Here is a 23769-nt window from a genome sequence, read left to right as displayed (position 1 = left end):
GCGGTACCGACCCGAGGAGCAGTAGGTGGACTTCACCCTCAGCGCCGACCAGGAGGAGCTGCGCACGGTCGCGCGGTCCTATCTCGAGGACCGGTGCCCGTCCGAGGTCGTGCGCCGACTGGAGGACGACGAGCGCGGATATCTGCCCGAGATGTGGTCGGAGATGGCCGAGATGGGCTGGGTGGGTCTCGCCCTGCCCGGAGGGGGAGGCACCCTGCTCGATCTGGCCGTGATCTTCGAGGAGCTCGGGAGGGCGGTGAGCCCCACACCCCTGTTCTCCACGGTGGTGCTCGGCGGGCTGACCCTCGCCGAGGCGGGCCGTCTCCCGCCCGGTGTCGCCGACGGCGAAACAGTGATCGGTACCGCACTGGCCGACGTGGCTCCCGACGCTCTCACTGCCGACGTGAGCGGATCGACGGCCCGCGTGACCGGAACCGTGGCCTTCTCCTATGACGTGGCATCCGCCGATCTGCTGCTGGTCGCGGCAGGTCCCGTGCTCGTTCTGCTCGACGGCAGCGGGCCCGGCATCGAGGCGTCGCGACTCGACACGATCTCGAACGACCGTCTCTTCGAGCTGCGCATCGACGGCGCCGACGGCGAGGTCGTGGGGAACACCGCCGATCTCCTGCCCGGTGCACTGGTGCGGGCCACGGCGCTACGAACCGTCGAGATCGTCGGCGTGATGGCCCGCGCCCTCGAGATGGCAGCGGAACACGCCAGGACCCGCGTGCAGTTCGGCAAGCCGCTGGGCGCGTTCCAGGCGGTCCAGCACCGGCTCGCCGACATGCTCCTCGACCTCGAGGGCGCCCGCTGGGGTGCATACCGTGCCGCGTGGGCACTGTCGCAGGGCTCCGGCGCCGAGCGCGAGGTGTCGGTTGCCAAGGCGTGGGCCGCCGATGCCTGTCAGCGGGTCGCCTTCGGCGCCCAACAGGTGCACGGTGGCGTGGGGGTCGATCTCGACTACGACCTCCACCTCTACTTCCGGCGCGCCAAGGCGCTCGAGGTCGAGTTGGGTTCGGCGCCCGAGCACCGCAGCCGGGTTGCCGGGACCCTCGGGCTGGTGGACCAGGCCTGAGCGCGCCGGCCTGAGCGGGCGCTGCCCGCCCGCGGCGATGATGTCCGGCGATGATGTCCCGCGTGCCCGACGTACCCGACGTTCTGGTGGACGATGTCGAGATCGGGGGCCGCGCCGGGCTGTCGGTGCGGGTCCGGGGCGGCGTCGTGGCCGAGGTGGGGCCCTCCGACGCCGTCGGCGGGGCCGCCGGTCCTACCACGGCGCCCGGCGTCGCACGGGTCGCCGGACGCGGGGCGGCGTTGCTTCCCGGCCTGCACGACCATCACGTCCACCTCTTCGCCCTGGGAGCCCGAGCGGAGTCCCTCTGGTGCGGGCCACCGGCGGTCACACGACCGGACCACCTGGTCGACCGACTGCGTGAGGCGGCGCGGGAGAACGCGCGTGAACGACAGGGGGGCTGGCTTCGCGCCGTCGGCTGGGACGACACGCTGGCGGGGTGGCCCGACCGTCGCAACCTCGACGCCGCGGTCGCCGATTGCCCTGTCCGGCTCCAGCACCGCAGCGGTGCGCTGTGGGTGCTCAACAGCGCTGCACTCGCCCACCTCCACCTCGACGCCGGTGACGAGCTCCCGGCGGGCGTCGAGATCGGTGACGACGGCTCCCCGACGGGCCGGATCACGGGCCTCGACGCGTGGCTGCGCGAGCGCATCGGCGGGGAGCCACCGTCGTTGCGGGCGGTGAGCGCCGATCTGGCCGCCGCCGGGGTCACGGGCGTCACCGACGCGACGGCCCACAACGGCCCGACCGAGCTCGCAGCGCTGGGCTCGGCGCGACACTCGGGTGAGCTGGCCCAGCGGCTGACCGCCATGACCGGCAGCGCTGACGCCACCGCTCCCGACGGGGTTCGCCTCGGCCCCGTCAAGCTGGTTCTCTTCGAGGCGGCCCTGCCGCCGATCGCGGAGTTCGCGGCGCGCATCGCGACCGCTCACGCGAACGGGCGTGCCGTCGCCGTGCACGCGGCGAGTCGGGTCGCGGTCGTGTTCGCCGTCACGGCCCTCGCCGAGGCCGGCGCCGGTCCCGACGACCGGATCGAGCATGCGAGCGTCGTGCCGCCCGAGATGCTGCGTGCGATCGAGCGCCTCGGCGTGACCGTCGTCACCCAGCCGCACTTCATCAGCGAGCACGGCGACCGGTACCGGGCCACGGTCGAGGTCGCCGACCAACCCTGGCTCTACCGAGCCCGGACACTTCTCGACGCGGGTATCCCGTTGGCGGCGGGGTCGGACGCCCCGGTGGGGGAGCTCGATCCCTGGGCGGCCATGGCCGCCGCCGTCGAGCGGCGGACCGCCGAGGGCCACGTCATGGGGCCCGACGAACGGCTCTCACCCGAGCAGGCCCTGGGTCTGTTCACCGGCCACCCGGCCCGGCCGGGTGGCCCCCCGCGTGAGATCAGGCCCGGAGAGCCCGCCGACCTGTGCCTCCTCGACCGTCCGTGGGCGACCGCTCGTCGCGATCTCGCCGACGTGCGCGTCGAGGCGACGATCATCGGTGGACGTGTCGTCTACGACGGAACCTGACCGGCCCCCGGACAGCCCGGTCACGACAGTTCGTCGACGAGACCCCAGGCGAGAGCGGTGTGGGCGGGCAGCCGTTCACCGGTGAGCGTCAGGTAGGCGCTTCGGTGCCGCCCGATCCGGCGGGGGAGGCTGACCGTCCCGCCGGCCCCCGGAACGAGGCCCATGCCCACCTCGGGCAGCTCGACGACGACGTCTTCTGCTGCGGTGACGTGTCCGGCGAAGGCGGAGAGCTCGATGCCGGCACCGATGCAGGCTCCGTGCAGTTCGACGTGGACGCGCTCGGCCACACGGTCGATCCAGTAGCCGGCGCTGCGGGTCGTGCGGATCAGGTGCGCACTCGCGGGATCCGGAAGGGTGCCGAACTCGCGGAGATCGCCGCCGCTGCAGAACGACGGTCCGCGGCCCGTGAGCCTCACCGACTCGATGCCGGGGTCGGCGGCCGCCAACTGGAGGGCCTCGACCAGGGCATCGCGGACCTCGAAGCCGAAGGCGTTGTGGATCTCGGGTCGGTTGAACACGAGTCGCAGCTCCTTCTCGGAGCGCTCGACCAACAGGGGCACAGGATCGACATCGACCTCGCCGCGCGTCGGCCGGTGATCGAGCCAGTGCGCGAACTCGGGCCCGGCCTGGAGGGTGGAGTAGGTCAGCGACTCGGCGACCAGCCCGTCGACGGTGTCGAGGCCCTCCGACAAGCGGAGAAGCCGCACGGCGGCCACCGACGCCTGCGGGTGGGAGCGCACACGTTCGTCGATCGTCGCCACCACGCTCGCGACGCCGCCGTCGGGTGCCAGCCAGTGGACGGCGCCGCTATCAGCACCGGCACCGGCACCGGCACCGGCAGCGGCACCGCCCGCCGGATTCTCCGCCACCAGCACGTCGAAGGCCGCCATGCCCGCACCACTCGCTCCGGACGCGTCGTCGCCGACGGCGACGGTGACCGCCGGGAGAGCCTTCAGCGCGTGGGCGGCCTCCCGGTCCACGGTTCGACCGGTGACGTCGGTGACCAGGAGCGGTACGGAGGCGTCGGGCACGAGGTCGTCGCTCGCGTAGGGTGAGCGCAATGCGTCGACGATCTCCGCATAGGGGTGCACCGCGGTGGACATCGGGGCCAGCGTATTGGCTCGCCTCCTGACCCGGTTGCCCCGTGGGTGAGCCGGTGGGCGAGGCATCGGACCACCCGGTGGACGACGACGCGGCCCACCCGTCCGGACGCCCCCTGGAGGGGACCGCCGTGCTCGTCGGCCCCCGGCCCGCGACCCGCTACGGGGCGCGGCTGCTCGAGCTCCTGGGCGCCCGCATCGAGCCCGACGACTCGATCGACGGGCTCGCATGCGGGGATGCACCGCCCGTGGGCGCCGGCGTCGCCGCCCGTCACGAGACCGCCGACTGGGCCGAGAGCGGCGCCATGGCCCTCACCGGTGAGCCCGACGGGCCACCGCTGGTCGCCCCCGGAGCCCCGGCGACGGCCGCCCGCGGCGCGGCACTGGCGATTCAGGCCCTGACGTCGGCCCTGACGTCGACCCGGTCCTCGGCCCGGTCCTCAACGATGCCCGCGGCGTCGACCGTGGCCGTCGACGGCGGCCGACTGCTGGGTGAGCACGCCGCGATCCTGGGTCTTCGGCGTAGAGGTGACGTCTCGCCGGGCGGTACCTGCCGCCTGATCCCCGCTCGCGACGGTGTGTTGGCGGTGAACCTGGCCCGCCCCGACGATGCCGATTCGGTCGGTGCCTGGCTCGAGGTGGACGTCGGGGACGACCCGTGGGCAGCCGTCGTGGCGACGTGTCCGGATCGCCCCGGCACCGAGTTGAGCGAACGCGCGCAACTCCTCGGCATTCCCGTCGCGCTCGTCCCCCGGCCGGACGACGTCGCGGACGACGAGCAGAGCCGGGTCCGCCACGAGCGGTCTCCCGTCGAACCGTGGCGGATCACACACCGATTCACCGGCGCGAAGCCACGGGAGCCGGGCCTGGTCGTGGATCTCTCCTCGATGTGGGCGGGCCCTCTCTGTTCCCACCTGCTCGGTCTGGCGGGCCTCCGCGTCGTCAAGGTCGAGTCACACACGCGCCCCGACGGGGCACGGCGGGGACCGGCCCCTTTCTACGATCTCCTCCACAGCGGCCACCGGAGTGTCGCGTTCGACCTCGCCGACAGGGCCGACCTGGAGCGGCTGGGATCACTTCTCGGGTCAGCCGACGTGGTCGTCGAGTCGTCGAGACCCCGGGCGCTCGACCAGCTCGGTCTCGGGCCCGACGCGGTCCTGTCCCGCTCGCCGGCAACGGTGTGGGTGTCGATCACCGGCTACGGGCGCGGCGGCCCGTGGAGGAACCGGGTGGCCTTCGGCGACGACGCGGCCGCCTCCGCCGGCCTGATCGCCCGTGGGAAGAACGGCCGTCCCGTGTTCTGCGGTGACGCCATCGCCGACCCGCTCACAGGCCTCCATGGCGCGCTCGCCGCTCTGGCGATGTACGACGGGGGTCACGGCGGACTCGTCGACGTTCCCCTGCACGACGTGGTGGCGTCCACGCTTCGCGACTCCCCGAACAGGCCCGGCGAGTCGCCTGCGGCGAACCGTTCGGGTGGTGTCTGGACCGTCGACGCGAACGGTGAACCGACGACGGTTCACGAACCGCTCGCCCGGCGTGCCACCGGACCGGCAGCGGCTTCGGGCGCCGACACCGACGAGGTGCTGAGCGAACTGGTGTGCTGAGAGCGCGGGCGAAAGCCGCTGCCCGCCCGGGAGGACCGGGCCCGGGGAAGCCGTTAGTGTCGCCACCGTCGGCGACAGCCTTCGCCGAGGCCGTGTGACACAGGAGTGGGCCGTGATGGAGACGCTCGTGACCACCGACTGGTTGAGTCACCACCTCGACGATCCGGATCTGGTCGTTCTCGACTGTTCCGTCGACCAGCAGCCCGACGAGGGTGGCGGCTTCCGCTACGTGAGCGCCCGGCCCGCCCACGACGACGGCCACATCCCATCCGCCGGATTCGCCGATCTCACCGGCGATCTCTCCGATCACGACAGTCCGCTCGACCTCGCGCTGCCGACTCCCGAACAGTTCTGCGCCGCCCTGGGTGCGCTCGGTGTCGGTCCTGACTCGCGGGTCGTGCTCTACGACGGAGCCTCGTCGGTGTGGGCCGCTCGCGTCTGGTGGATGCTGCGCTGGGTCGGTGTCGACCGCGCGGCGATCCTCGACGGCGGCCTGGGGGTCTGGACCGCCGAGGGCCGACCACTCTCGACCGACCCGGCGCAACCACCGGCGCGAGAGCTCACCGCCGATCCCCGTCCCCGACTGATCGCCGACCGCGACGAGGTCTTCGCCGCCGTCGGCGACGACGCCGTCCACCTCCTGGACGCGATGCCGGCGGAGCACTACCGGGGCGAGATGGCCCTCTACGACCGCCCCGGCCACGTCCCCGGGGCGTCCAACCTCTCGGCGTTCGAGCTCGTCGACGGGTCCGGTCGGTACCGTCCGCTCCCCGAACTGGGGGCCGTGGTCGAGCGGGACCGCGACGTGCGCACCATCACGTACTGCGGCGTGGGGGTCGTGGCGTCGTCGGTCGCCTTCGTCCTGGCCCGGCTCGGTTTCGCCGATGTCGCCGTCTACGCCGCGTCCCTCCAGGAATGGGCCGCCGACCCCGCAAACCCCCTGACCGTGGATCCGGGATGCTGACCGGGAAGCTGACGGGGATGGTGACGGGCCCGCTGCGGCTCTTCCGGCGGCGACTCGCCAGTTGGTTACACTTTGCTACCCATTGGTTAGGACTTCCGGCAGACGGTAGTATCCAGCGCCAGGACCGAGCGCCGGGACCCGACGTCGGGTCGGCAGGAGAAGAGGGAAGGCCCGCAATGGCTAACTATTTCGTTGCTTGTGACGCAGGCGGGACGATGACCGACGTGATCATCGTCGACGAAGAGGGCCAGAGCGTCATCGGCAAGGCTCCGACGTCGCCCCAGGACGAGAGCATCGGCTACATGGAGTCCCTCGAGGAGGCCCTCGAGTACATGGACGTCGACCCGTTGCGGGAGGGTCGGGAGTTCGGCAAGCAGATGGAGACGGCCATCTACACGGGCACGTCGATGCTCAACACCGTGATCAACATGAGCGGCTACAAGACCGGCTTGTTGGTCACAAAGGGCTTCGAGGACATCATCGTCCAGGGTCGCGGCTCCCAGACGTTCATCGGTGCGCAGTGGAGTGAGATCACCCACATGCAGTACCGCAAGCACCGGATCCCCCTCGTGCCGCGCGAGCAGGCGCGTGGGGTCACCGAGCGCATCGACATGTTCGGCCAGCCGGTGATCCCGCTCTACGAGCACGACGTCGAGCAGGGTGCACGCGAACTGCTCGTCGACGAGGAGTGCGAGGCGCTCGCCATCGTGTTCCTGATGTCCTACACCAATCCTCAACACGAGGAGCGCGCCGCGCAGATCGTGCGCCGTGTGATGCAGGAGGTGGGCCGTGAGGTCCCGCTCGAGATCTCGAGCGAGGTCGCGCCCACCACACGCGAGGTGTCGCGAGCCAACGCCACCGTGATCCAGGCCTATGCGTCCCACGCTGCTCGCGAACAGCTCTTCCGCATCGAAGAAGAGCTCGAGAAGATCGACTACCCCCGCAGCCTGAAGACGGTTCTGGGCTACGGGGGGATCACCAACATCCGCTATCCCCGGCTCTTCGAGTCCGCCATGTCGGGGCCGGTCGGCGGGCTGATGGGGGCCAAGTACCTGTCGAGCGTCATCGGCGAGGACAACATCGTCTGTTCCGACGTGGGCGGAACCTCGTTCGACGCCGGAGCGATCACGGCCGGCGTGTTGCCGATCGACCGGGAGCCCGGCTTCCAGGACATGTACGTGAACGTCCCGATGCTGGGGATCACCTCCATCGGTGCGGGGACCGGCACCTACATCCGGCTCGACCCACAGACGAGTCGTCTGAAGCTGGGTCCCGACTCTGCGGGCGGAGTACCCGGCCCCACCTTCCTGGAGGCGGGCAACACCACTCCCACCATCAACGACGCCAACCTGCTGCTCGGGATCTTGAACGAGGACAACTACCTGGGCGGGAAGCTGAAGGTCAACAAGCAGGTCTCCTACGACCTGTTCAAGGAGAAGATCGCCGACCCGCTGGGCATGGACGTCTACGTGGCCGCGGAGACCTGCCTGGAGGTGCTGAACGTGATGATGCGTGAGCACCTCGTGCGCAGTCTCATGGTGGGTCACGACCTCCGCGACTACGTACTCCTGGGCTACGGCGGTGCCGGTCCTCTTCACCTGCTGGGTTACGCGGCCGACGACCCGTGGAAGGCGGTTGCCACGGTCCCCCACGCCGGTGCGTTCTCGGCCTGGGGCGGCGCGTGCATGGACTACTCGTACCGGCGCCACAAGAGCGTCGCGACCATGATCACACCCGACCTCGACGATGCGATGAAGGTCGGGTACCTCCAGCCGGTCAACATGGCCTGGGAGGCGCTCGAAGAAGAGCTCCTCGCCGAGCTCAAGGAAGAGGGCTTCACGCCCGATCAGATCTCGACCACCCGCGTCGTCTACATGAAGTACCTCGGCCAGCTCGACGACATCGAGGTCGAGACACCGGTGCAGAGCATCGACTCTCCCGAGGACGTGGGCCGGCTGATCAAGGCCTTCGAGGACCGCTACACCGAGATGTTCACGCTGGTCGCCAAGACCGACTCGGCCGTCGCCTCCTACCAGATCACGGAGGTGTGCGTGGTCGCCAAGGTCGCGACGGTCAAGCCCAAGCTCCGCAAGCACAAGCTTGCAGGAAAGAAACCCGACAGCGAGGCGTTCAAGTTCAAGCGGCCGGTGTTCAACGGTGGCGAGTGGCACGACGCCGACGTCTGGGAGATGGAACGGCTCGTGCCGGGCAACGAGATCGACGGTCTCGCCGTGATCGAGGCGTCGAACACGACTCTGTACGTGCCGCCGGAGTGGCACGTGCGGATCGACGAGCACGACATCTACTGGCTCGAGCGAAAGGACCGATGATGGGGCTCAGTCTCGCGGAACAGATCCAGGCCAACGACGAGGCTCTCACGAAGACGGGCCACCTCTTCGGCCTCGAGACCCTGAGCCGCAAGGACAACGACCGCGGCGAGTACGAGGCGCTCTGGCACATCCTCTCGAACCTGTGCAACGTCGCCTGGGAGACCGGCTGCAAGGTGTCTTCGTCACCGATCGCGGTCGAAGGCGGTGACGCGCTCTGGGGCCTCCATCTCCCCACCGGTGAGGCGATCTGCGTCTCGCGCGGCATCACGGCACACCCGGGGCTGCTGGCCGACATGATCCGGCACTTCATCACGTTGGGCTACGAGGACTACCCGGGCTTCAACCAGGGCGACATCTTCGAGAACAACGACCCCCACTACGGCGGCATCCACGCACCCGACTTCGACATGGCGATGCCGTTGTTCTACGAGGGCAAGCTCGTGGCGTGGGCGAGTTCGGTGACCCATGTCAGCGACTGCGGGTCGGTGACGCCGGGTTCGGTGGGTTTCCTCAACCCCGACTGCTACTCGGACGGCCTCTGCATCTCGATGGAGAAGGTCGGCGAGAACGACGCGTTCTACCCCTGGTACGAGCGACGTGTCCGTTCCCGCACGCGCACGCCCGACTTCGTGATGGGAGACGCCCGGGGACGCCTGGCCGGCTGCGTCACGATTCGCGAACGACTGATCGAGGTGATCGACAAGTACGGCCTCGACTTCTTCCTCGACGCCACCCAGGAGTTCGTCGAGGACAGCCGCCGCTACGCGGTGGGCCGGGTCAAGACGCAGGCCGTGCCCGGTCGCATCCGCAAGTCGCAGTTCAAGGACCTGGCGATGAAGGACAAGAACATCGTCCTGGGCAAACAGGACGTCGACTGCCTGATGAGCCTCCCCATGGAGCTCGAGGTCGGAGCCGACGCGGGCGTGCGGCTCTCGTTGCGCGGCGCCAGCGGCACCGTGCCCTTCGGCGAGAACATCAGCCCGACGGCACTCAAGTCGGGGTTGCTCAACGGCTACTCCCACATCGTCGGCTTCGACATGTTCAACTCGGGTCCGACCGCGGCCTGGGACGTCGACACCCCGCCCTCTGGTTCGTGGGCCAACCCGTTCGAGGTCGACTACTCGGCCTCGTCCGGTGTGGCGTGGGCACCGGCCGTGATGTGGATGAGCAACCTCTACGAGGCCTTCGGACGTCTCTTCCAGATGCGCGGCTTCGTCGAGGAGATGGCGGCCGGTGCGGCCACGACGATGACGGCCGAGTTCGCCGGCATCACCCAGCTCGGCTACTACCTCGCGGGCCTGACCCTCGAGCAGGCGAGCAACGGCTCCCCCGCACGTGGATTCGCCGACGGCGAGAACAGTGCATGGTGCATCTACACACCGAATGCCGATTTCGGCAACGCCGAAGTCACCGAGCTCTACTACCCGATCCTGTACCTCGGACGGAACATCGAGCCCGACTCGGGTGGCTACGGTCGCTTCCGCGGCGGTCTCGGCCACACGGCAGTGTGGATGGTGCACAACACGCCCGGGCTGGACTACCAGTGCGGCGACGCCGGGATGCGCAGCAAGGTGGTGTCCAACCACGGCATGTACGGCGCGTACCCCACATATCCCGACTCGCCGAGCTACGCCCACGACACCAACGTCGAAGAGCTGATCGAGGCGCGAAAGCCCCTCGTGCACGAGCGCGGGCCGGCCGAGACGCCCACGATCGAGACGGCGATCGAGGCGCGTGAGCTCCAGAGCCCCGCGGCCGCACCGTTCCTCACGCCCGAGCCGCTCCAGAACTACGACGTCATCATCCACCCGATCTCGGGCGCCCAGGCGATGGGCGATCCCATCGAGCGCGATCCGGCCGCGGTCGAGGTCGACCTCAACAAGGGGTGGACGAGCCCGCGGGTCGCCTCCGACATCCACGGGGTCGTGGTGTCGCACAACGGCACCTACAGCGTCGACACCACCGCCACCGAGGCGAGGCGCGCGGAGATCCGCGAGGAGCGCAAGAAGAGGGCCGTCCCGTTCAAGGAGTGGTGGACCGAGGAACGCAAGAAGGTGGCCGCCAAGGAGAACATGGATCCGGCCGTCCTCGACATGTGGCGTTCGTCCATGGAGCTCTCCCCCGACTACGGAGCCGAACTGCGCTCGTTCTGGGACCTCCCCGACGATTTCGAGTTCTAGGAGATTGTGCTGTGGCGGACTTCACAAGGCCGATATCGAGAAGCTCATGGACGGGGTGCTGGCGTGGCCTGCGGTCCAGGAGATGATGAAGAGCCCCAAGGACGTCGATCGTTTCGACAAGTACGTCGAGATCCTCCAGGAGCGTGTCGGGTGGGACGATCAGATCCTGTTGCCGCTCACTCCGTCGTTGTTCATCGTCGCCAAGGACGGTGGGCGTGTGGTGAAGTGCCGTTGCGGCCACGAGTTCGGTGACTACCGGGTGAACTGGAAGATCTCGGCGTTGATCAGTGTGCGTGACACCGAGGAGAGCCTGGCCGAGGTGTACAAGGGCCGTGAGATGCCTGATCCTGCGTGGGTCCAGTTGCGTGAGTACGTGTGTCCGGGTTGTGGCGCTCAGCTCGAGGTGGAGGTCGTTCCGCGGGGGTGTCCTCCCGATTTCGACTTCCTTCCCGATCTCGACACGTTCTATGCCGAGTGGCTGGGCCGTCCTCTGCCCGACGCCGCCGAGTACAAGGACCTCACACCCGAGGCCGTCGGCGCATGGGTCGGGTGAGGACCCGACGAGGCATCCATGAAGCCGGCATCTGTTGACTATGCGGCTCCGACGTCGTCTGCGGAAGCGGTTTCACTCCTGAGTGATCCCGATCGTGAGGCGGTGGTCCTCGCGGGCGGTCAGTCTCTGATGCCGATGCTCAACACGCGTCTGGCACGCCCAGAACTCCTCGTCGACCTGGGCCGTATCGACGGGCTCGACTACATCCGTGGGAACGACGGCCGCATCGAGATCGGCGCCATGACGACCAAACGCTCCGTGGAGCGCTCGTCGCTCGTCTCGAGCCGCCAGCCGTTGTTGCACGCGGCGACGCTCATGGTCGGTCACCCCCAGATCCGCAACCGGGGCACGATCGGCGGATCCATGGCGCACGCCGATCCCGCCGCCGAGTACCCCGCGGTGGCCGTCGCGTCCGACGCCCGGATGCGGGTGCTCGGACCTCAGGGTGAGCGCACCATCCAGGCCGAGGATTTCTTCGTCACATACCTCACAACAGCCCTCGAACCCGCCGAGATACTCATCGAGGTGAGTTTCCCGATGGTGGCCGAAGGAACCGGTTGGGCGTTCACGGAGCTGTCCCGGCGTCACGGCGACTTCGCGATGGCCGGCACCGCGATCACGCTGAGTGTCGACGCAGCCGGGAGCTGTGCCGACGTGCGGATCGTGCTGTTCGGTGTGCAGCCTGCGGCGACGCGGATGCGCGGGGCCGAAGCGGTCGTGGACGGTGGGCGTGCCGACGAGGAGCTGTTCGCCCGGGCGGGCAGCGCCGTGGCCGACGAGATCAGCGATCCGCTGGCGGACGTGCATGCCACGGCGGACTACCGCCGGCACCTCGCGGATGTCCTGACACAGCGGGGACTCGCGGAGGCGGTGGCGCGAGCCACCGCGTCACCATGAGCCCGCCGGTGGCGCCCGACAGCCGGGAGGCCTCGCAGACGGGCGGCGAGGCGGTGGTCCGCCTGAGAGTCAACGGCGAGCCCCACGAGGCGTCGGTCGAGGCGCGCCTCACCCTGGCCGACTTCCTGCGCGAGGAGCTGGGCCTGACCGGCACCCACGTCGGATGCGAACACGGTGTGTGCGGGATCTGCACCGTTCTCGTCGACGGCGCGGCCGTGCGCTCGTGCCTGATGCTGGCCGTACAGGCCGAGGGCACCGACGTCACGACGGTGGAGGGACTGACGGGTCCCGACTCCGGGCTCCATCCGATCCAGGAGGCCTTCGCGGAGGAACACGGCCTCCAGTGCGGCTTCTGCACCCCCGGCTTCCTCATGGCGGTCCACGAGTTGCTGGACGACAACCCGAACCCCACAGAAGACGAGATCCGCGACGTGCTCGGCGGACAGCTCTGCCGGTGCACCGGCTACCAGAGCATCCTGCGCGCCGTGCACGTGGCAGCCGCCAAGCTCGGGGCGGCCCGCTCGGCGGATGCCCATGCCTAGCCGCGGCTCGCTTCGAGGCAGTTCCCGCGAGCGAAGGAGCGGGTGCTCATGGTGACAGAGATCCCGAAGAGACCCGAGGATCTCCCCACCAGCGCGCTGCGGTGGGTCGGACGCCGCGTTCGGCGCACGGAAGACCCGGCTCTTCTCACCGGCCGCACGGAGTTCATCGGTGACGTCGTGCTGCCGCGGATGCTCCACGCCGCCATCCTCCGCAGTCCGTTCGCCCACGCGCGCATCAAGAGTGTCGACACCAGCCAGGCCGAGGCGCTGCCCGGCGTGGTGGCTGTGGTGACCGGCGACGACGCCCGCGCGTGGTCCAACCCCGCTCGCTCCGCACCCGAGGGATGGGGCACGCACTGCCTCGCGACGCACAAGACGCACTTCGCGGGCGAACCGGTGGCAGCCGTGGCGGCCACCAGCCGCTACGTGGCCGAGGACGCCCTCGAGTTGATCGAGGTCGACTACGAGCCGCTCGAGGCCGTGACCGACCCGTTCGCGGCCATGGAGGCCGACAGCCCCCTCGTCATCGAGGAGAACGACACCAACGTGATGATGCACCGTGTCTTCACCTGGGGTGAGGTCGACGACGCCTTTGCCGAGGCGGCACACGTGTTCACCGAGAAGTTCCGCTGGAACCGGGTGGGGGCCAATCCCACCGAGACCTACGGCTGTGTCTGCGAATGGGACCCCCTGAGCCTCGAACTGACGGTCCGCGGCAGCATCCAGTCGCCGGCCTTCTTCGGCCTGGGCCGTGCGGCCACGCTGGGCATCCCCTCCAACAAGGTGAACGTGAAGAGCCATCCACACGGTGGGAGCTTCGGTGGGAAGGGAGGCGGTCGCTGTACCGACGTCGTCAGCATGCTCTCCCGCAAGGCGGGGGGTCGGCCCGTCAAGTGGATCGAGGACCGCGTCGAGTACCTCACCTCCGGTGGCAGCCAGGCCTGGGATCGGCACTACGAGGCGTCGCTGGCCGTCGACGGGGACGGCCTCGTCACCGGCCTCGAGGTGAGGTTGATCGACGACCTCGGCGCCTCCGGCGAGGGCTACGGGGCGATCAGCGCCGCCAAGCCGCTCGCGGCCTTCACCGGGCCCTACACGATCCCGGTCGCCCGCTACGACCTCACCCTCGTGGCGACCAACAAGTTGCCGGCGAGCCCCTACCGGGGGATGGGCCCGCCGCCGCACTTCTTCGTCCTCGAACAGATGATCGACATCGCGGCGCGGGGTCTGGCCATCGACCCGGTGGAGTTCCGACGCCGGAACTTCATTCGCCCGGATCAGTTCCCCTACACGATCCCGAGCGGCAACGAGTACGACAGCGGGAGCTACGAGGAGGTGCTCGACGCGGCACTCGACCTGGCGGGCTACCGCGAGCTACGCGAGCGCCAGCGCGAGGCGCGCGAGCAGGGGCGCATCATGGGTGTCGGGGTGGCGAGCGCCATCGAGCCCGGTGTGTTCGACTGGAACGCCTACGCGATCGTCGGACTGCCGCAGACGGGAGTGCCCGAGGGTGCGACCGTCAGCGTCGACGTCATGGGGATGATCACGGTGCGCGTCGGATTCTCGCTCGAGGGTCAGGGCCAGTACACGCTGGTCAGTCAGCTCGTGGCCGACTTCTTCGCTGTGGAGATGGACGCCGTGCGCGTGGTCCAGCTCGACACCCAGTCGGCGCCACCGTCGTTCGGCCCGGGCGGCAGCCGTTTGGGTGTGGCCATCACGGGCGCCGTGCTCGGTGCGTGCGAACGTCTCTCGGAGAAGATGTGCGCTGTCACGGCGGCGTTGACGCAAGCCGAACGGGTCGACGTCGAGCTGCGCGACGGCATGTTCGTGGTCAAGGGCAAGCCCGGAGCCGAGATGAGCCTGCCGAAGGTGGCGGCCACGATGCTGGCGCGCAGCGATCTGTTGCCACCCGACATCGATCCCCGTCCCGAGGCCACCCACGTGTGGACCGCTCCGGGGCGCACGGCGGCCGACGAGGAGGGACGGGCCAAGAGCTATCTCACCGCGGCTCAGGCGGTGCATGTCGTGGTCGTGGAGATCGATCCCGACACCGGTATGGTCGATATCGTCCGCTACTGCATCGCCGACGACTGCGGCACGCGCCTCAACCCGGTCGTCGTGGACGGTCAGACGGATGGCGGTGTGGCGCAGGGGGTGGGGGCCGCTCTCTTCGAGGAGTACGTCTACGACGACGAGGGTCAGCCGCTCACCGCGAGCTTCATGGACTACCTGATGCCCACGATCAACGACGTACCCCCGACCGAGAAGGTGGAGGTCGTGACGCCGTCACCCTTCACACCGCTCGGGGCCAAAGGGTGCGGCGAAGGCCCGATCCACACCACGCCGGCCGCGGTGATGTGCGCCGTCAACGACGCGTTGGCTCCGCTCGGCACACGGGCGCACGAGGTGCCCGCAGCGCCGAAACGCGTCTGGGAGCTGATCCGCAAAGCCCGCGATCAGGTGCAGGCCGACGACCGACGCGGAACCCGGGAGGCGTGATGAGCGACGACCATTTCGTGGCGCTGTCGGAATGCCACTTCATGAATCCGGCGACCCTCGCCGAGATCAGCAACTACTACCCCAACACGAAGCGTTGGTGGGCGAGCGTGCAGGGGGTTCTCCGGGCCTGGTCGGGTATCGACCTCGCGGAGAAGCGGCCTCCTCCGATCGCGGAGACGCTGATCGGGTACATGGACGAGGCCGAGGTCGACGTGTGCTTCTGCCTGCGCGAAGGCATGATGGACATCAGCGGGGCCACGATGCCGCTGTCGACGAACCAGTTCATGATCGACCAGATCAAGCCCTACCCCGGGCGCATGTACCTCGAGGCGATGGTCGGGCCCATCCTGCGTCGTGGTGTCGAGAACGCGGTGTGGGAACTCGAGCACCTGGTCACCGAATACGACGCGCGTCTGTGCAAGGTCTACCAACCCGAGGACCTGGCGCCACTCGACGACAGGCGGATGTGGCCGTTCTACGAGAAGGCCTGCGAGCTCGACATCCCTCTCACGGTCCACACCGGGATGTCCTACGTCTGCCCGCAGCCGAGCGCCCACACCCATCCCGACACCCTCGACCGGGTGTTGCTCGACTTCCCCGAGCTCACGATGATCGCCTACCACATGGCGTGGCCCCACACCGAGGAGGTCATCGGGCTCGCGGCCAAGCACGAGAACCTCCACCTCAGCCTGTCGGGCATCGTGGGGTGGTACGAACGCTCGCCCTACCGCGGCTACCACGCGATCGGCACGGCGCTCCAGTGGGTCGAGCCCCACAAGATCGTGCTCGGGCTCGATCTGCCGTTCGTCGACACCAAACGGGTGGTCGACTGGGTTCGTCACCTCCAGATTCCCGACGAACTGCAACGCAACTACGGGTACCCGGAGATCACCGACGAGATGCGGGCAGGGTTCCTCGGTACGAACCTCGCACGGCTCGCAGGGATCGAGACCACCCGCCGTATCGGCCGACCATCGGACAACTCGTGACTGGGCAAGCGTGCATCGTCGGAATCGGCGAGACGGACTACTGCCGCAAGCCCGGCTCGGGCATGAGCCAACTCGGCATCCAGCTCCAGGCTTCGGTGCGCGCGATCGAGGAGGCGGGCCTGGAGCCGTCGGCCATCGACGGCATCATGCCGTTCCCGAACCTGGGCCGGGCCGAGGAGTTCGCGGCCAACCTCGGGTGCGAGAACCTGCGTTTCGCGGCCACGGTGGGGATGGGCGGTGCAGCTCCCGTGGCCTCTCTCCAGGACGCCGCAGCGGCTGTCACGAACGGAACGGCCGACTACGTGCTGCTGCCGGCCGGCTGGAACGGCTACTCGGGTTCCCGGGCCCGCCAGACGGTGGCCGACGACACGGATTCGATTCCCGGCGGAGCCATCGCGCGCGACTACTACCTGCCCTACGGCTTCACCGCGCCACCTCAGTGGTACTCCGTGATCGCGCGCCGCCACATGGAGGAGTTCGGCACCAGGTCGGAGCAGCTCGGCCTGATCGCGGTCGCGATGCGCGAACACGCCCAGCACAACCCGCGCGCGGTCATGCGCGGTCGACGCATCACCCTCGACGACTACATGGAATCCCGCATGCTCGCCGACCCCTACCGGGTCCTCGACTGCTGTCTCGAGACCGACGGCGCGGCGGCCGTGGTGGTGACCAGCGCCGAGCGGGCGCGGGATCTACCGACAAAACCCGTCACGATCGTGAGCGCGGCACGCGGCCAGCCGTATCCGGCCGACGAGATCATCAACCGCGACGATCTCTTCAAGACCGGGCTCACCATCGCGGCACCCGAGGCGTTCGGACGGGCGGGAATCACGCCCGACGACGTCGACTTCGCGATGATCTACGACTGCTTCACCTTCGAGGTGCTCCAGCAGCTCGAAGAGGCAGGCTTCTGCGAACGCGGTGAAGGTGGGCCCTTCGTCGAGGACGCAGGCATCGGCCTGGGCGACGAGCTCCCCGTCAACACACACGGTGGGCTGCTCGCAGAGGCCCACGTTCTCGGCATGAGCCACATCGTGGAGGCGGTGCGTCAGCTACGCGGAGAGGCCGGAGAACGCCAGGTCGAGGAGGCGGAGACGGGCATCGTCACGGGCTGGGGCGACTTCGGCGACGGCAGCCTCGCCGTCCTGGCGCGCTGAGCGGTGGCACACGACGCGGCGACACACGACGCGGTGACACACGACGTCGAGTTCTAGGAGATTGTGCTGTGGCGGACTTTCACAAGGCCGATATCGAGAAGCTCATGGACGGGGTGCTGGCGTGGCCTGCGGTCCAGGAGATGATGAAGAGCCCCAAGGACGTCGATCGTTTCGACAAGTACGTCGAGATCCTCCAGGAGCGTGTCGGGTGGGACGATCAGATCCTGTTGCCGCTCACTCCGTCGTTGTTCATCGTCGCCAAGGACGGTGGGCGTGTGGTGAAGTGCCGTTGCGGCCACGAGTTCGGTGACTACCGGGTGAACTGGAAGATCTCGGCGTTGATCAGTGTGCGTGACACCGAGGAGAGCCTGGCCGAGGTGTACAAGGGCCGTGAGATGCCTGATCCTGCGTGGGTCCAGTTGCGTGAGTACGTGTGTCCGGGTTGTGGCGCTCAGCTCGAGGTGGAGGTCGTTCCGCGGGGGTGTCCTCCCGATTTCGACTTCCTTCCCGATCTCGACACGTTCTATGCCGAGTGGCTGGGTCGTCCTCTGCCCGACGCCGCCGAGTACAAGGACCTCACACCCGAGGCCGTCGGTGAGTGGGCTGCGCCCGAGTACACCAAGCCGCTCCCCGAGCTCGACGGCTACGCCAAGGACTTCTACGGCTTCTGCAAGGAGGGGGAGCTCCGCTTCCAACGCTGCGTGGACTGCCGGACCTGGCGCCACGTCCCGCGGGAGATGTGCGCCGAGTGCGGCTCCTTCGACTGGGTGTGGGAGCGTTCGAGCGGTCGCGGCACCGTCTTCAGCTGGACGGTCGCCGACCGGGCGCTCCACCCCGACTTCGTCGACGACACGCCCTACGCACCCACCGTCGTGGAGATGGAGGAGGGCGTGCGCCTGCTCACCCGGATCGTCGACTGCCCGCCGGAGGACCTCGAGATGGGCATGCCCGTCGAGGTCGTGTTCGACGACGTGACCCACGAGGTCACGCTTCCGAAGTTCCGACGTCGCTCCCCGGGAGGGTCTCGCGACCGTCGCGCCGTGCCGATCCCGTCGCTCGAGCTACCTCCGACGATCCGCTACGAGAAGAGCGACGGCATCGCGATCGTGACGATCGACCGCCCCGATGCGATGAACGCGTTGACCAAGGAGATGCTCGCCGCGCTCGACGCAGCCTTTGCCCACTTCAACGATGATGACGACTCGTTGGTGGCCATCCTGACCGCCACCGGCGATCGGGCATTCTGCACGGGGATGGATCTGAAGGAGGCGATCCCGCTGCTCACCTCCGGCGACGAGCTGGGCTACGAGGACCACACCAAGCGCCAGTTCTCAGAGGTCGACAAGCCCATCATCGCCGCCGTGAACGGACACTGCATCGCCGGCGGTATGGAGATGCTCGCCGGGACGGACCTGCGGGTCGCCGCGAAGGAAGCGACCTTCGGTCTGGGTGAGGTGCGGTGGGGCCTTGTGCCCGCCGGTGGCTCACACATCCGCCTCCCGCGCCAGATCCCGTGGGCGCTGGCGATGGAGCTGTTGCTCACCGGCGAATCCATCGATGCGCAGCGGGCGTACGAGATCGGTCTGGTCAACCGTGTCGTACCCGCCGACGAGGTCATGTCCACCGCCCTCGATCTCGCGGCCTCGATCTGCAGGAACGGCCCGCTGGCGGTCCGTACGTCCAAGGAGATCGCGGTACGCGCCCTCGGCCTCGAGGAGGGATTCGTTCTCGAGAAGTCCCTCGCGGCGAAGGTCTTCGCCTCCGACGATGCGAAGGAAGGCCCGCGTGCCTTCGCCGAGAAGCGCAGGCCCGACTTCACCGGTCAGTAGATCACCTGCTCCTCGACGAGCTGTTCGTAGCGGTCCTTCGGCATGCCGAGGATGTCGCCGAAGACGTGCTCGTTGTCCTGACCGATCGCCGGGCCGGGTTCGATCTTCGCCTCGCTCCGGCTGGTCTTCACGTAGGCGCCGTAGATGGTCTCGGTGAATCCGAGGGGGTTCCGCACCTCGATGAAGGTGCCACGGGCGCGGTAGTGGGGATCATCGAGCAGGTCGCCCACATTCATCACGGGAGCGGCCGCCACGCCCCGGTCCTGGAGCTGCGCGGCGAGCGCCCGGTCGTCGACGTCGGATGTCCAGGCGGCCAGGTGCTCATGGAGTCGGGTGATGTTGCGCACGCGGCCCTCATGGGTCGCGAACTCCTCCGCGTCGGTCCAGTCGGCGCCGTTCGTGGCTGCGACGAGGCCCTGCCATTCCTCGTCGTCGGTGACCGCGATGCTGATCCAGCGGTCGTCGCCGCGACAGGGGAAGACTCCGTGGGGCGCCGCAGCCGACAGCGGGTGTCGATTACCGATCGGCTTCGCGACCCGGTCGTTCATCACGTAGTCCATGAATGCCGGGCCGACCATCTGCATCACGGCCTCCTGCTGTGAGTAGTCGATGTGCTGTCCCTTCCCCGTCCGGTCCCGGTGTCTCAGCGCGACGAGAATCGAGAACGCGCCCATGATGCCGTTGAACGGATCGGAGAAGGCGTTCTCCATCGCGATGGGTGGCCCGTCGTCGTATCCGGTGAGGCTGTCCATCCCGGTGATGCTCGCCAGGCTGAGCCCGTAGGTGCGGAGGTTGGAGAGAGGGCCGTCGAGGCCCGCGGCGGGCATCGAGAACATCACGATGTCGGGCCTGACTCCGGCGAGCTCCTCGTACCCGAGCCCGAGACCGCTCATCACGCCGGGCCCGAAGTTCTCGATGACGACGTCGCAGTGGGCGATGAGGTCGCGGGCCAGCTGCACGCCCTCGGGCTTCTTCAGGTTGAGGGTCACGCTGCCGTTGCCGGCCCAGCCCGCATGGAGCGAGAGGCTGCGGTTGTGGTCGCGGACGCCCTCGGCGAAGGGTGGGATGGTGCGTGCCATGTCGATCCTGGCCCGCGACTCGATCTTGTAGACCTCGGCACCCAGGAACGCGAGGGTCTGGCCGACGATGGGGCCGGCCCACACCCAGCCGAAGTTGGCGACACGGAATCCCTCGAGAGGTGTCGCTTGTTCCACGTGTGTCTCCTCGATCGTCCGAAGGCGGTGTTCTGCGGGCTAGATGACCTTGTCGGCGCTGAGTTGCGCGCGCTCCTCGGCACTCACACCGAGGTGGTGGCCGTAGACCAGGTCGTTGTGCCCGCCGAGCGGTGGAGCAGGGTCGCGTGGCCCTCCCGGGCTCTCCGGGAGCTTGAAGGGGGCGCCGAGGTGGCGAAGGGTGCCCAGCTCCGGATGGTCGAGCTCGACGATGTATCCGCGCTCGCGCAGGTGCGGGTGCTCGGCGGCCTCTTCGACCGTGAACACGGCCGTGACCGGGGCGCCGACGGCCTGGCAGCGCTCCATGATCTCGAACTTGTCGTGTTGCATGGCCCACTCCCCGATGAGGGAGTAGATGAGGTCCTTGTTCTGTCCGCGAACGAGCATGTCGTCGAACATGTCGAGCTGGGCCCACTCGGGGCTTCCCATGGCCTCGACGAGCGCTCTCCACTGGCCTGTCTCCAGCACGAGCATCCACACGTGCCCGTCCTTGCACGGAACGATGGCCGCCGGCGCCGACAACCCCATTCCGATCCCGGTGCGCGAGTCGAAGATGCCGTCCTGCGCGTACCCACCGATGGTCTGACCACCGACGAAGGTGGCGGCGATGGCTTCGGCACAGGACACGTCGACGTGCTGGCCGCCACCGACGTGGTCCCGCCCGATCACCGCCGCCAGACCCCAGGCGGCGGCGGTGGTGGCGCCGTAGAAGTCGGCGGAGAAGGTGCCGTGCTCGAGCGGCGCCTCGCCCGGGCGGCCGCAGTAGCGGTGCCCGGCGGCCGAGAGGTGGAAGGCGTTGAGGTCGTAGGCCTTCCAGTCGCTGTAGGGACCGGTCTGACCGAACGGCGTGATGGAGATCATCACGAGGTCGGGGTTCCCGGGCGCGAGTGAGGCGTAGTCGAGCGCGCGCTCGCGCATCAGTGCCGGTGGGTTGTTCTCGATCAGGACGTCGGCGCGAGCGAGGAGCCGCAGCAGCAGGTCGCGACCGGCGTCGGTGTCCACGTCGAGGGTGACGCCGAGCTTGTTGGTGTTGAGGAACTCGAAGAGACCGCTGCGCTCGGGATGGGGCTCGTCGCCGGGAAACGGGCCCCAGTGGCGCGCGACGTCGCCACCGCCGGGGGCTTCGACCTTGACGACCTCGGCCCCGAAGTCGGCGAACAGCTTGGCGCAGTAGGGCGCCGAGACCATCCCCCCCAGCTCGACGACGCGGATTCCCTCGAGAGCACCCCCCTCGGCGGCGTCTCCCTCGGCGGCATCTCCGTCGGGAGCATCTCCCCGCCGCGCCCCCTCTGGCATGTCGTCTCCTGTCCTGTCGCCCGTTGTCCCGGGCCGTTCTGCCGGCTGCCGTCCCGGGCCGCAGCCCGCCGAATCAGAGATCCTAACCGTCTGGTAGCAAAAGTTCACCATATGGGCCGAGCGGGTCTATGCTGCCGGGTCGAAAGGGGGTCGCCCACCATGCCAACGGATCCGTTGCGGACAAGACTCTGCGACCTGCTCGACATCGAGTTCCCGGTCGTGGCCTTCACGCACTGCAAGGACGTCGCGGTCGCGGTCATCAACGCCGGCGGGTTCGCCGTGCTCGGCGAGGCGATGCACACACCCGACGAGATCGCCGCCGACATCGGGTGGATCCGCGATCGCGTGGAGGGCAGGCCCTTCGGCATCGATCTGGTCCTGCCCGCCTCGGTTCCGCCGTCGGGCTCGATCGACGATCTCACGTCCAAGATCCCCGAGACCCACCGAAAGTTCGCAGCGCAGATCAAGGAGAAGTACGACGTTCCCGATCCCAAGGGACCGGTGGACCTCCACCAGTGGGGAGGTCTGAACCAGGAGTTGGCACGTGCCCAGCTCGACGTCCTGCTCGACGAGAAGGTGCCCGTCATCGCCTCGGGTCTCGGGAGCCCGGCGTTCATCCTCGACGCGGCCCACGAGCGCGACATGCTGGTGTTCGGTCTGGTGGGCAAGGCGCGCCAGGCCGAGCGTCAGATCGAGGCGGGCGTCGACGCCGTGATCGCGCAGGGCTACGACGCCGCCGGGCACACCGGGGCGGTGGGCACCTTCTCCATCGTCGCCGAGGTCGCGGCGATGGCGGGTGACACGCCGATCATCGCCGCGGGCGGCGTGACCACGGGTCGCCACCTGGCGGCGGCTCTCTGTCTCGGTGCCTCGGGTGTGTGGACGGGCACGCTCTGGCTCGCCTCCCGGGAGTCCGACATCGACATGATCATCAAGGAGCGGCTCCTCGCCGCCACGGTCGAGGACACGTCGTACAGCACGTCGATCTCCGGAATGACCATGCGCGTGCTCGACTGCCCGTGGACCGACGAGTGGTCGAAGCCCGAGGCCCCCGACGTCCTCCCCGCGCCCTATCAGATGCTGCTCAGCGCCGACTATCTCCAGGGTGCCAACGACAACCGCAGAGAGGACCTCATGACCGAAGCCGCGGGCCAGGGTGTCGGCTTCGTCACCTCCATGAAGCCGGCGAAGCAGATCCTCTTCGACATCGTCGAGGAAGCACTCGACACGTTCGAGGGGCTCGTGGGTGAGCTCTCCTAGAGGGAGTGGTACGCGAGGGAGTGGCGCGCGAGGGAGGTGACGTGACGGGTACGCCCCGGTTCGGGTTCGACACCGACCTCGCCGGCAAGCGGGCGGAATGCGACGGTGGGTACGCCGTCGTCGGCACGCATTTCGCCGGTCGCCAGGAGTTCGCGGGAACGCTCACCGGCGAGTACGTGGATCACGGTGACCCACCCTGGCGTTGGTACGTTCTCACCGACTTCACGGACAAGCCGGAGAGCTACATGGACGACACGGTGTGGTGTGAGTCCGGGAACCTGTTCATCGCCGAAGAAGAAAAGGTAGCGGGAACGACAAGAGAGGAAAGAGGAGAGGTATGAAGACCCTGCTCGAACGGATGGGTGGCGCGTCGGCGGTCATCGACACACTCGAAGGTCTGCACGACCGCATGCTCGCCGACGACACACTCGCCCCGTTCCTCGAGGGCGTCGATGTCGAGGTGTGGACCAGCAAGCAGTTCGACTTCCTGGGTCGCGTACTGGATGCGTCCGAGTACGACAGCGCGATGCTGCGTCGCGCCCATCAGCGACTGGTCGATCAGGGCCTCGACGACGCTCACTTCGACGCCACGCTCGAGCATCTCCGGGCCGCCCTGAAGGACGCCGAGGTGCCCGATGACTGCATCCCCGAGGTGACGGAGGTCTTCGAGAGCACGCGCCGCGACATCCTGTGTCGACCCTGACGCCCGCTCCGCGAAACGAGCGGACGACATTCCAGCAAC

General features: G+C 68.6%; 19 protein-coding genes. 16 read left to right on the top strand and 3 right to left on the bottom strand.

Going from position 1 to position 23769, the window contains the following annotated elements:
- Positions 1–25: 25 nt before the first annotated feature.
- Together R3A49_11300 and R3A49_11295 are read left to right on the top strand one after the other, a co-directional pair.
- Positions 26–1075, top strand: coding sequence for an acyl-CoA dehydrogenase family protein (locus R3A49_11300; GenBank protein ID MEZ5171319.1), 1050 nt, complete (start codon positions 26–28; stop codon positions 1073–1075).
- A 50-nt stretch (positions 1076–1125) separates the two neighbouring features.
- Positions 1126–2592, top strand: a complete 1467-nt coding sequence (locus tag R3A49_11295) for an amidohydrolase family protein (protein MEZ5171318.1) — start codon at positions 1126–1128, stop codon at positions 2590–2592.
- Between the two features lie 20 nt (positions 2593–2612).
- Here the strand turns inward: R3A49_11295 and R3A49_11290 are convergent, their stop codons facing one another.
- Positions 2613–3695 carry an enoyl-CoA hydratase/isomerase family protein gene (locus R3A49_11290; protein MEZ5171317.1) on the bottom strand — a complete coding sequence of 361 codons (1083 nt, stop codon included), beginning with the start codon at positions 3693–3695 and terminating at the stop codon, positions 2613–2615.
- Between the two features lie 41 nt (positions 3696–3736).
- Between R3A49_11290 and R3A49_11285 the strand changes: the two genes are divergently transcribed.
- From R3A49_11285 to R3A49_11235, 11 genes are all read left to right on the top strand, one after another.
- Positions 3737–5299, top strand: a complete 1563-nt coding sequence (locus R3A49_11285) for a CoA transferase (protein ID MEZ5171316.1) — start codon at positions 3737–3739, stop codon at positions 5297–5299.
- A 115-nt stretch (positions 5300–5414) separates the two neighbouring features.
- On the top strand, positions 5415–6263 hold the full coding sequence (locus R3A49_11280; GenBank protein ID MEZ5171315.1) for a sulfurtransferase: 849 nt from the start codon (positions 5415–5417) through the stop codon (positions 6261–6263).
- Positions 6215–8593 carry a hydantoinase/oxoprolinase family protein gene (locus R3A49_11275; GenBank protein MEZ5171314.1) on the top strand — a complete coding sequence of 793 codons (2379 nt, stop codon included), beginning with the start codon at positions 6215–6217 and terminating at the stop codon, positions 8591–8593. Before R3A49_11280 ends, R3A49_11275 begins: the two co-directional genes overlap by 49 nt.
- Positions 8593–10773, top strand: a complete 2181-nt coding sequence (locus R3A49_11270) for a hydantoinase B/oxoprolinase family protein (protein ID MEZ5171313.1) — start codon at positions 8593–8595, stop codon at positions 10771–10773. The genes R3A49_11275 and R3A49_11270 overlap by 1 nt, the downstream gene beginning before the upstream one ends.
- Before the next feature lie 46 nt (positions 10774–10819).
- Positions 10820–11326 carry an acetone carboxylase subunit gamma gene (locus R3A49_11265; GenBank protein ID MEZ5171312.1) on the top strand — a complete coding sequence of 169 codons (507 nt, stop codon included), beginning with the start codon at positions 10820–10822 and terminating at the stop codon, positions 11324–11326.
- An 18-nt stretch (positions 11327–11344) separates the two neighbouring features.
- On the top strand, positions 11345–12223 hold the full coding sequence (locus tag R3A49_11260; GenBank protein MEZ5171311.1) for a xanthine dehydrogenase family protein subunit M: 879 nt from the start codon (positions 11345–11347) through the stop codon (positions 12221–12223).
- An 8-nt stretch (positions 12224–12231) separates the two neighbouring features.
- A complete protein-coding gene (locus R3A49_11255; GenBank protein MEZ5171310.1) occupies positions 12232–12765 on the top strand; it encodes a (2Fe-2S)-binding protein in 534 nt (177 codons plus the stop codon).
- Between the two features lie 48 nt (positions 12766–12813).
- Positions 12814–15264, top strand: a complete 2451-nt coding sequence (locus R3A49_11250) for a xanthine dehydrogenase family protein molybdopterin-binding subunit (protein ID MEZ5171309.1) — start codon at positions 12814–12816, stop codon at positions 15262–15264.
- Positions 15264–16253: an amidohydrolase family protein gene (locus R3A49_11245; GenBank protein MEZ5171308.1), complete on the top strand. Its 990-nt coding sequence runs from the start codon at positions 15264–15266 to the stop codon at positions 16251–16253. Before R3A49_11250 ends, R3A49_11245 begins: the two co-directional genes overlap by 1 nt.
- Positions 16250–17410, top strand: coding sequence for a transporter (locus R3A49_11240; GenBank protein ID MEZ5171307.1), 1161 nt, complete (start codon positions 16250–16252; stop codon positions 17408–17410). Before R3A49_11245 ends, R3A49_11240 begins: the two co-directional genes overlap by 4 nt.
- 68 nt (positions 17411–17478) lie before the next feature.
- Positions 17479–19239 carry an enoyl-CoA hydratase-related protein gene (locus tag R3A49_11235; protein ID MEZ5171306.1) on the top strand — a complete coding sequence of 587 codons (1761 nt, stop codon included), beginning with the start codon at positions 17479–17481 and terminating at the stop codon, positions 19237–19239.
- Here R3A49_11235 and R3A49_11230 read toward each other — a convergent pair.
- Both R3A49_11230 and R3A49_11225 read right to left on the bottom strand, forming a co-directional pair.
- A complete protein-coding gene (locus R3A49_11230; protein MEZ5171305.1) occupies positions 19233–20453 on the bottom strand; it encodes a CoA transferase in 1221 nt (406 codons plus the stop codon). The genes R3A49_11235 and R3A49_11230 overlap by 7 nt on opposite strands.
- Positions 20454–20492: 39 nt before the next feature.
- The gene (locus R3A49_11225) at positions 20493–21767 is read right to left on the bottom strand and encodes a CoA transferase (protein ID MEZ5171304.1); all 1275 of its coding nucleotides are present in this window, start codon (positions 21765–21767) and stop codon (positions 20493–20495) included.
- 159 nt (positions 21768–21926) lie between these two features.
- Here R3A49_11225 and R3A49_11220 point away from each other — a divergent pair, with 159 nt between their 5' ends.
- The 3 genes from R3A49_11220 to R3A49_11210 are packed head-to-tail and all read left to right on the top strand — an operon-like array spanning position 21927 to position 23730.
- The gene (locus R3A49_11220; protein MEZ5171303.1) at positions 21927–23027 is read left to right on the top strand and encodes a nitronate monooxygenase; all 1101 of its coding nucleotides are present in this window, start codon (positions 21927–21929) and stop codon (positions 23025–23027) included.
- 41 nt (positions 23028–23068) lie between these two features.
- Positions 23069–23368 carry a hypothetical protein gene (locus R3A49_11215; GenBank protein MEZ5171302.1) on the top strand — a complete coding sequence of 100 codons (300 nt, stop codon included), beginning with the start codon at positions 23069–23071 and terminating at the stop codon, positions 23366–23368.
- On the top strand, positions 23365–23730 hold the full coding sequence (locus R3A49_11210) for a group 1 truncated hemoglobin (protein ID MEZ5171301.1): 366 nt from the start codon (positions 23365–23367) through the stop codon (positions 23728–23730). Before R3A49_11215 ends, R3A49_11210 begins: the two co-directional genes overlap by 4 nt.
- The last annotated feature ends 39 nt before the right edge of the window (positions 23731–23769 follow it).

The sequence above is a fragment of the Acidimicrobiia bacterium genome, assembly GCA_041394025.1.
GTDB lineage: Bacteria > Actinomycetota > Acidimicrobiia > IMCC26256 > JAOSJL01 > JAOSJL01.
The sequence above is the reverse complement of the archived record's forward strand: the minus strand, read 5'-3'. Positions and strand labels throughout refer to the sequence as shown.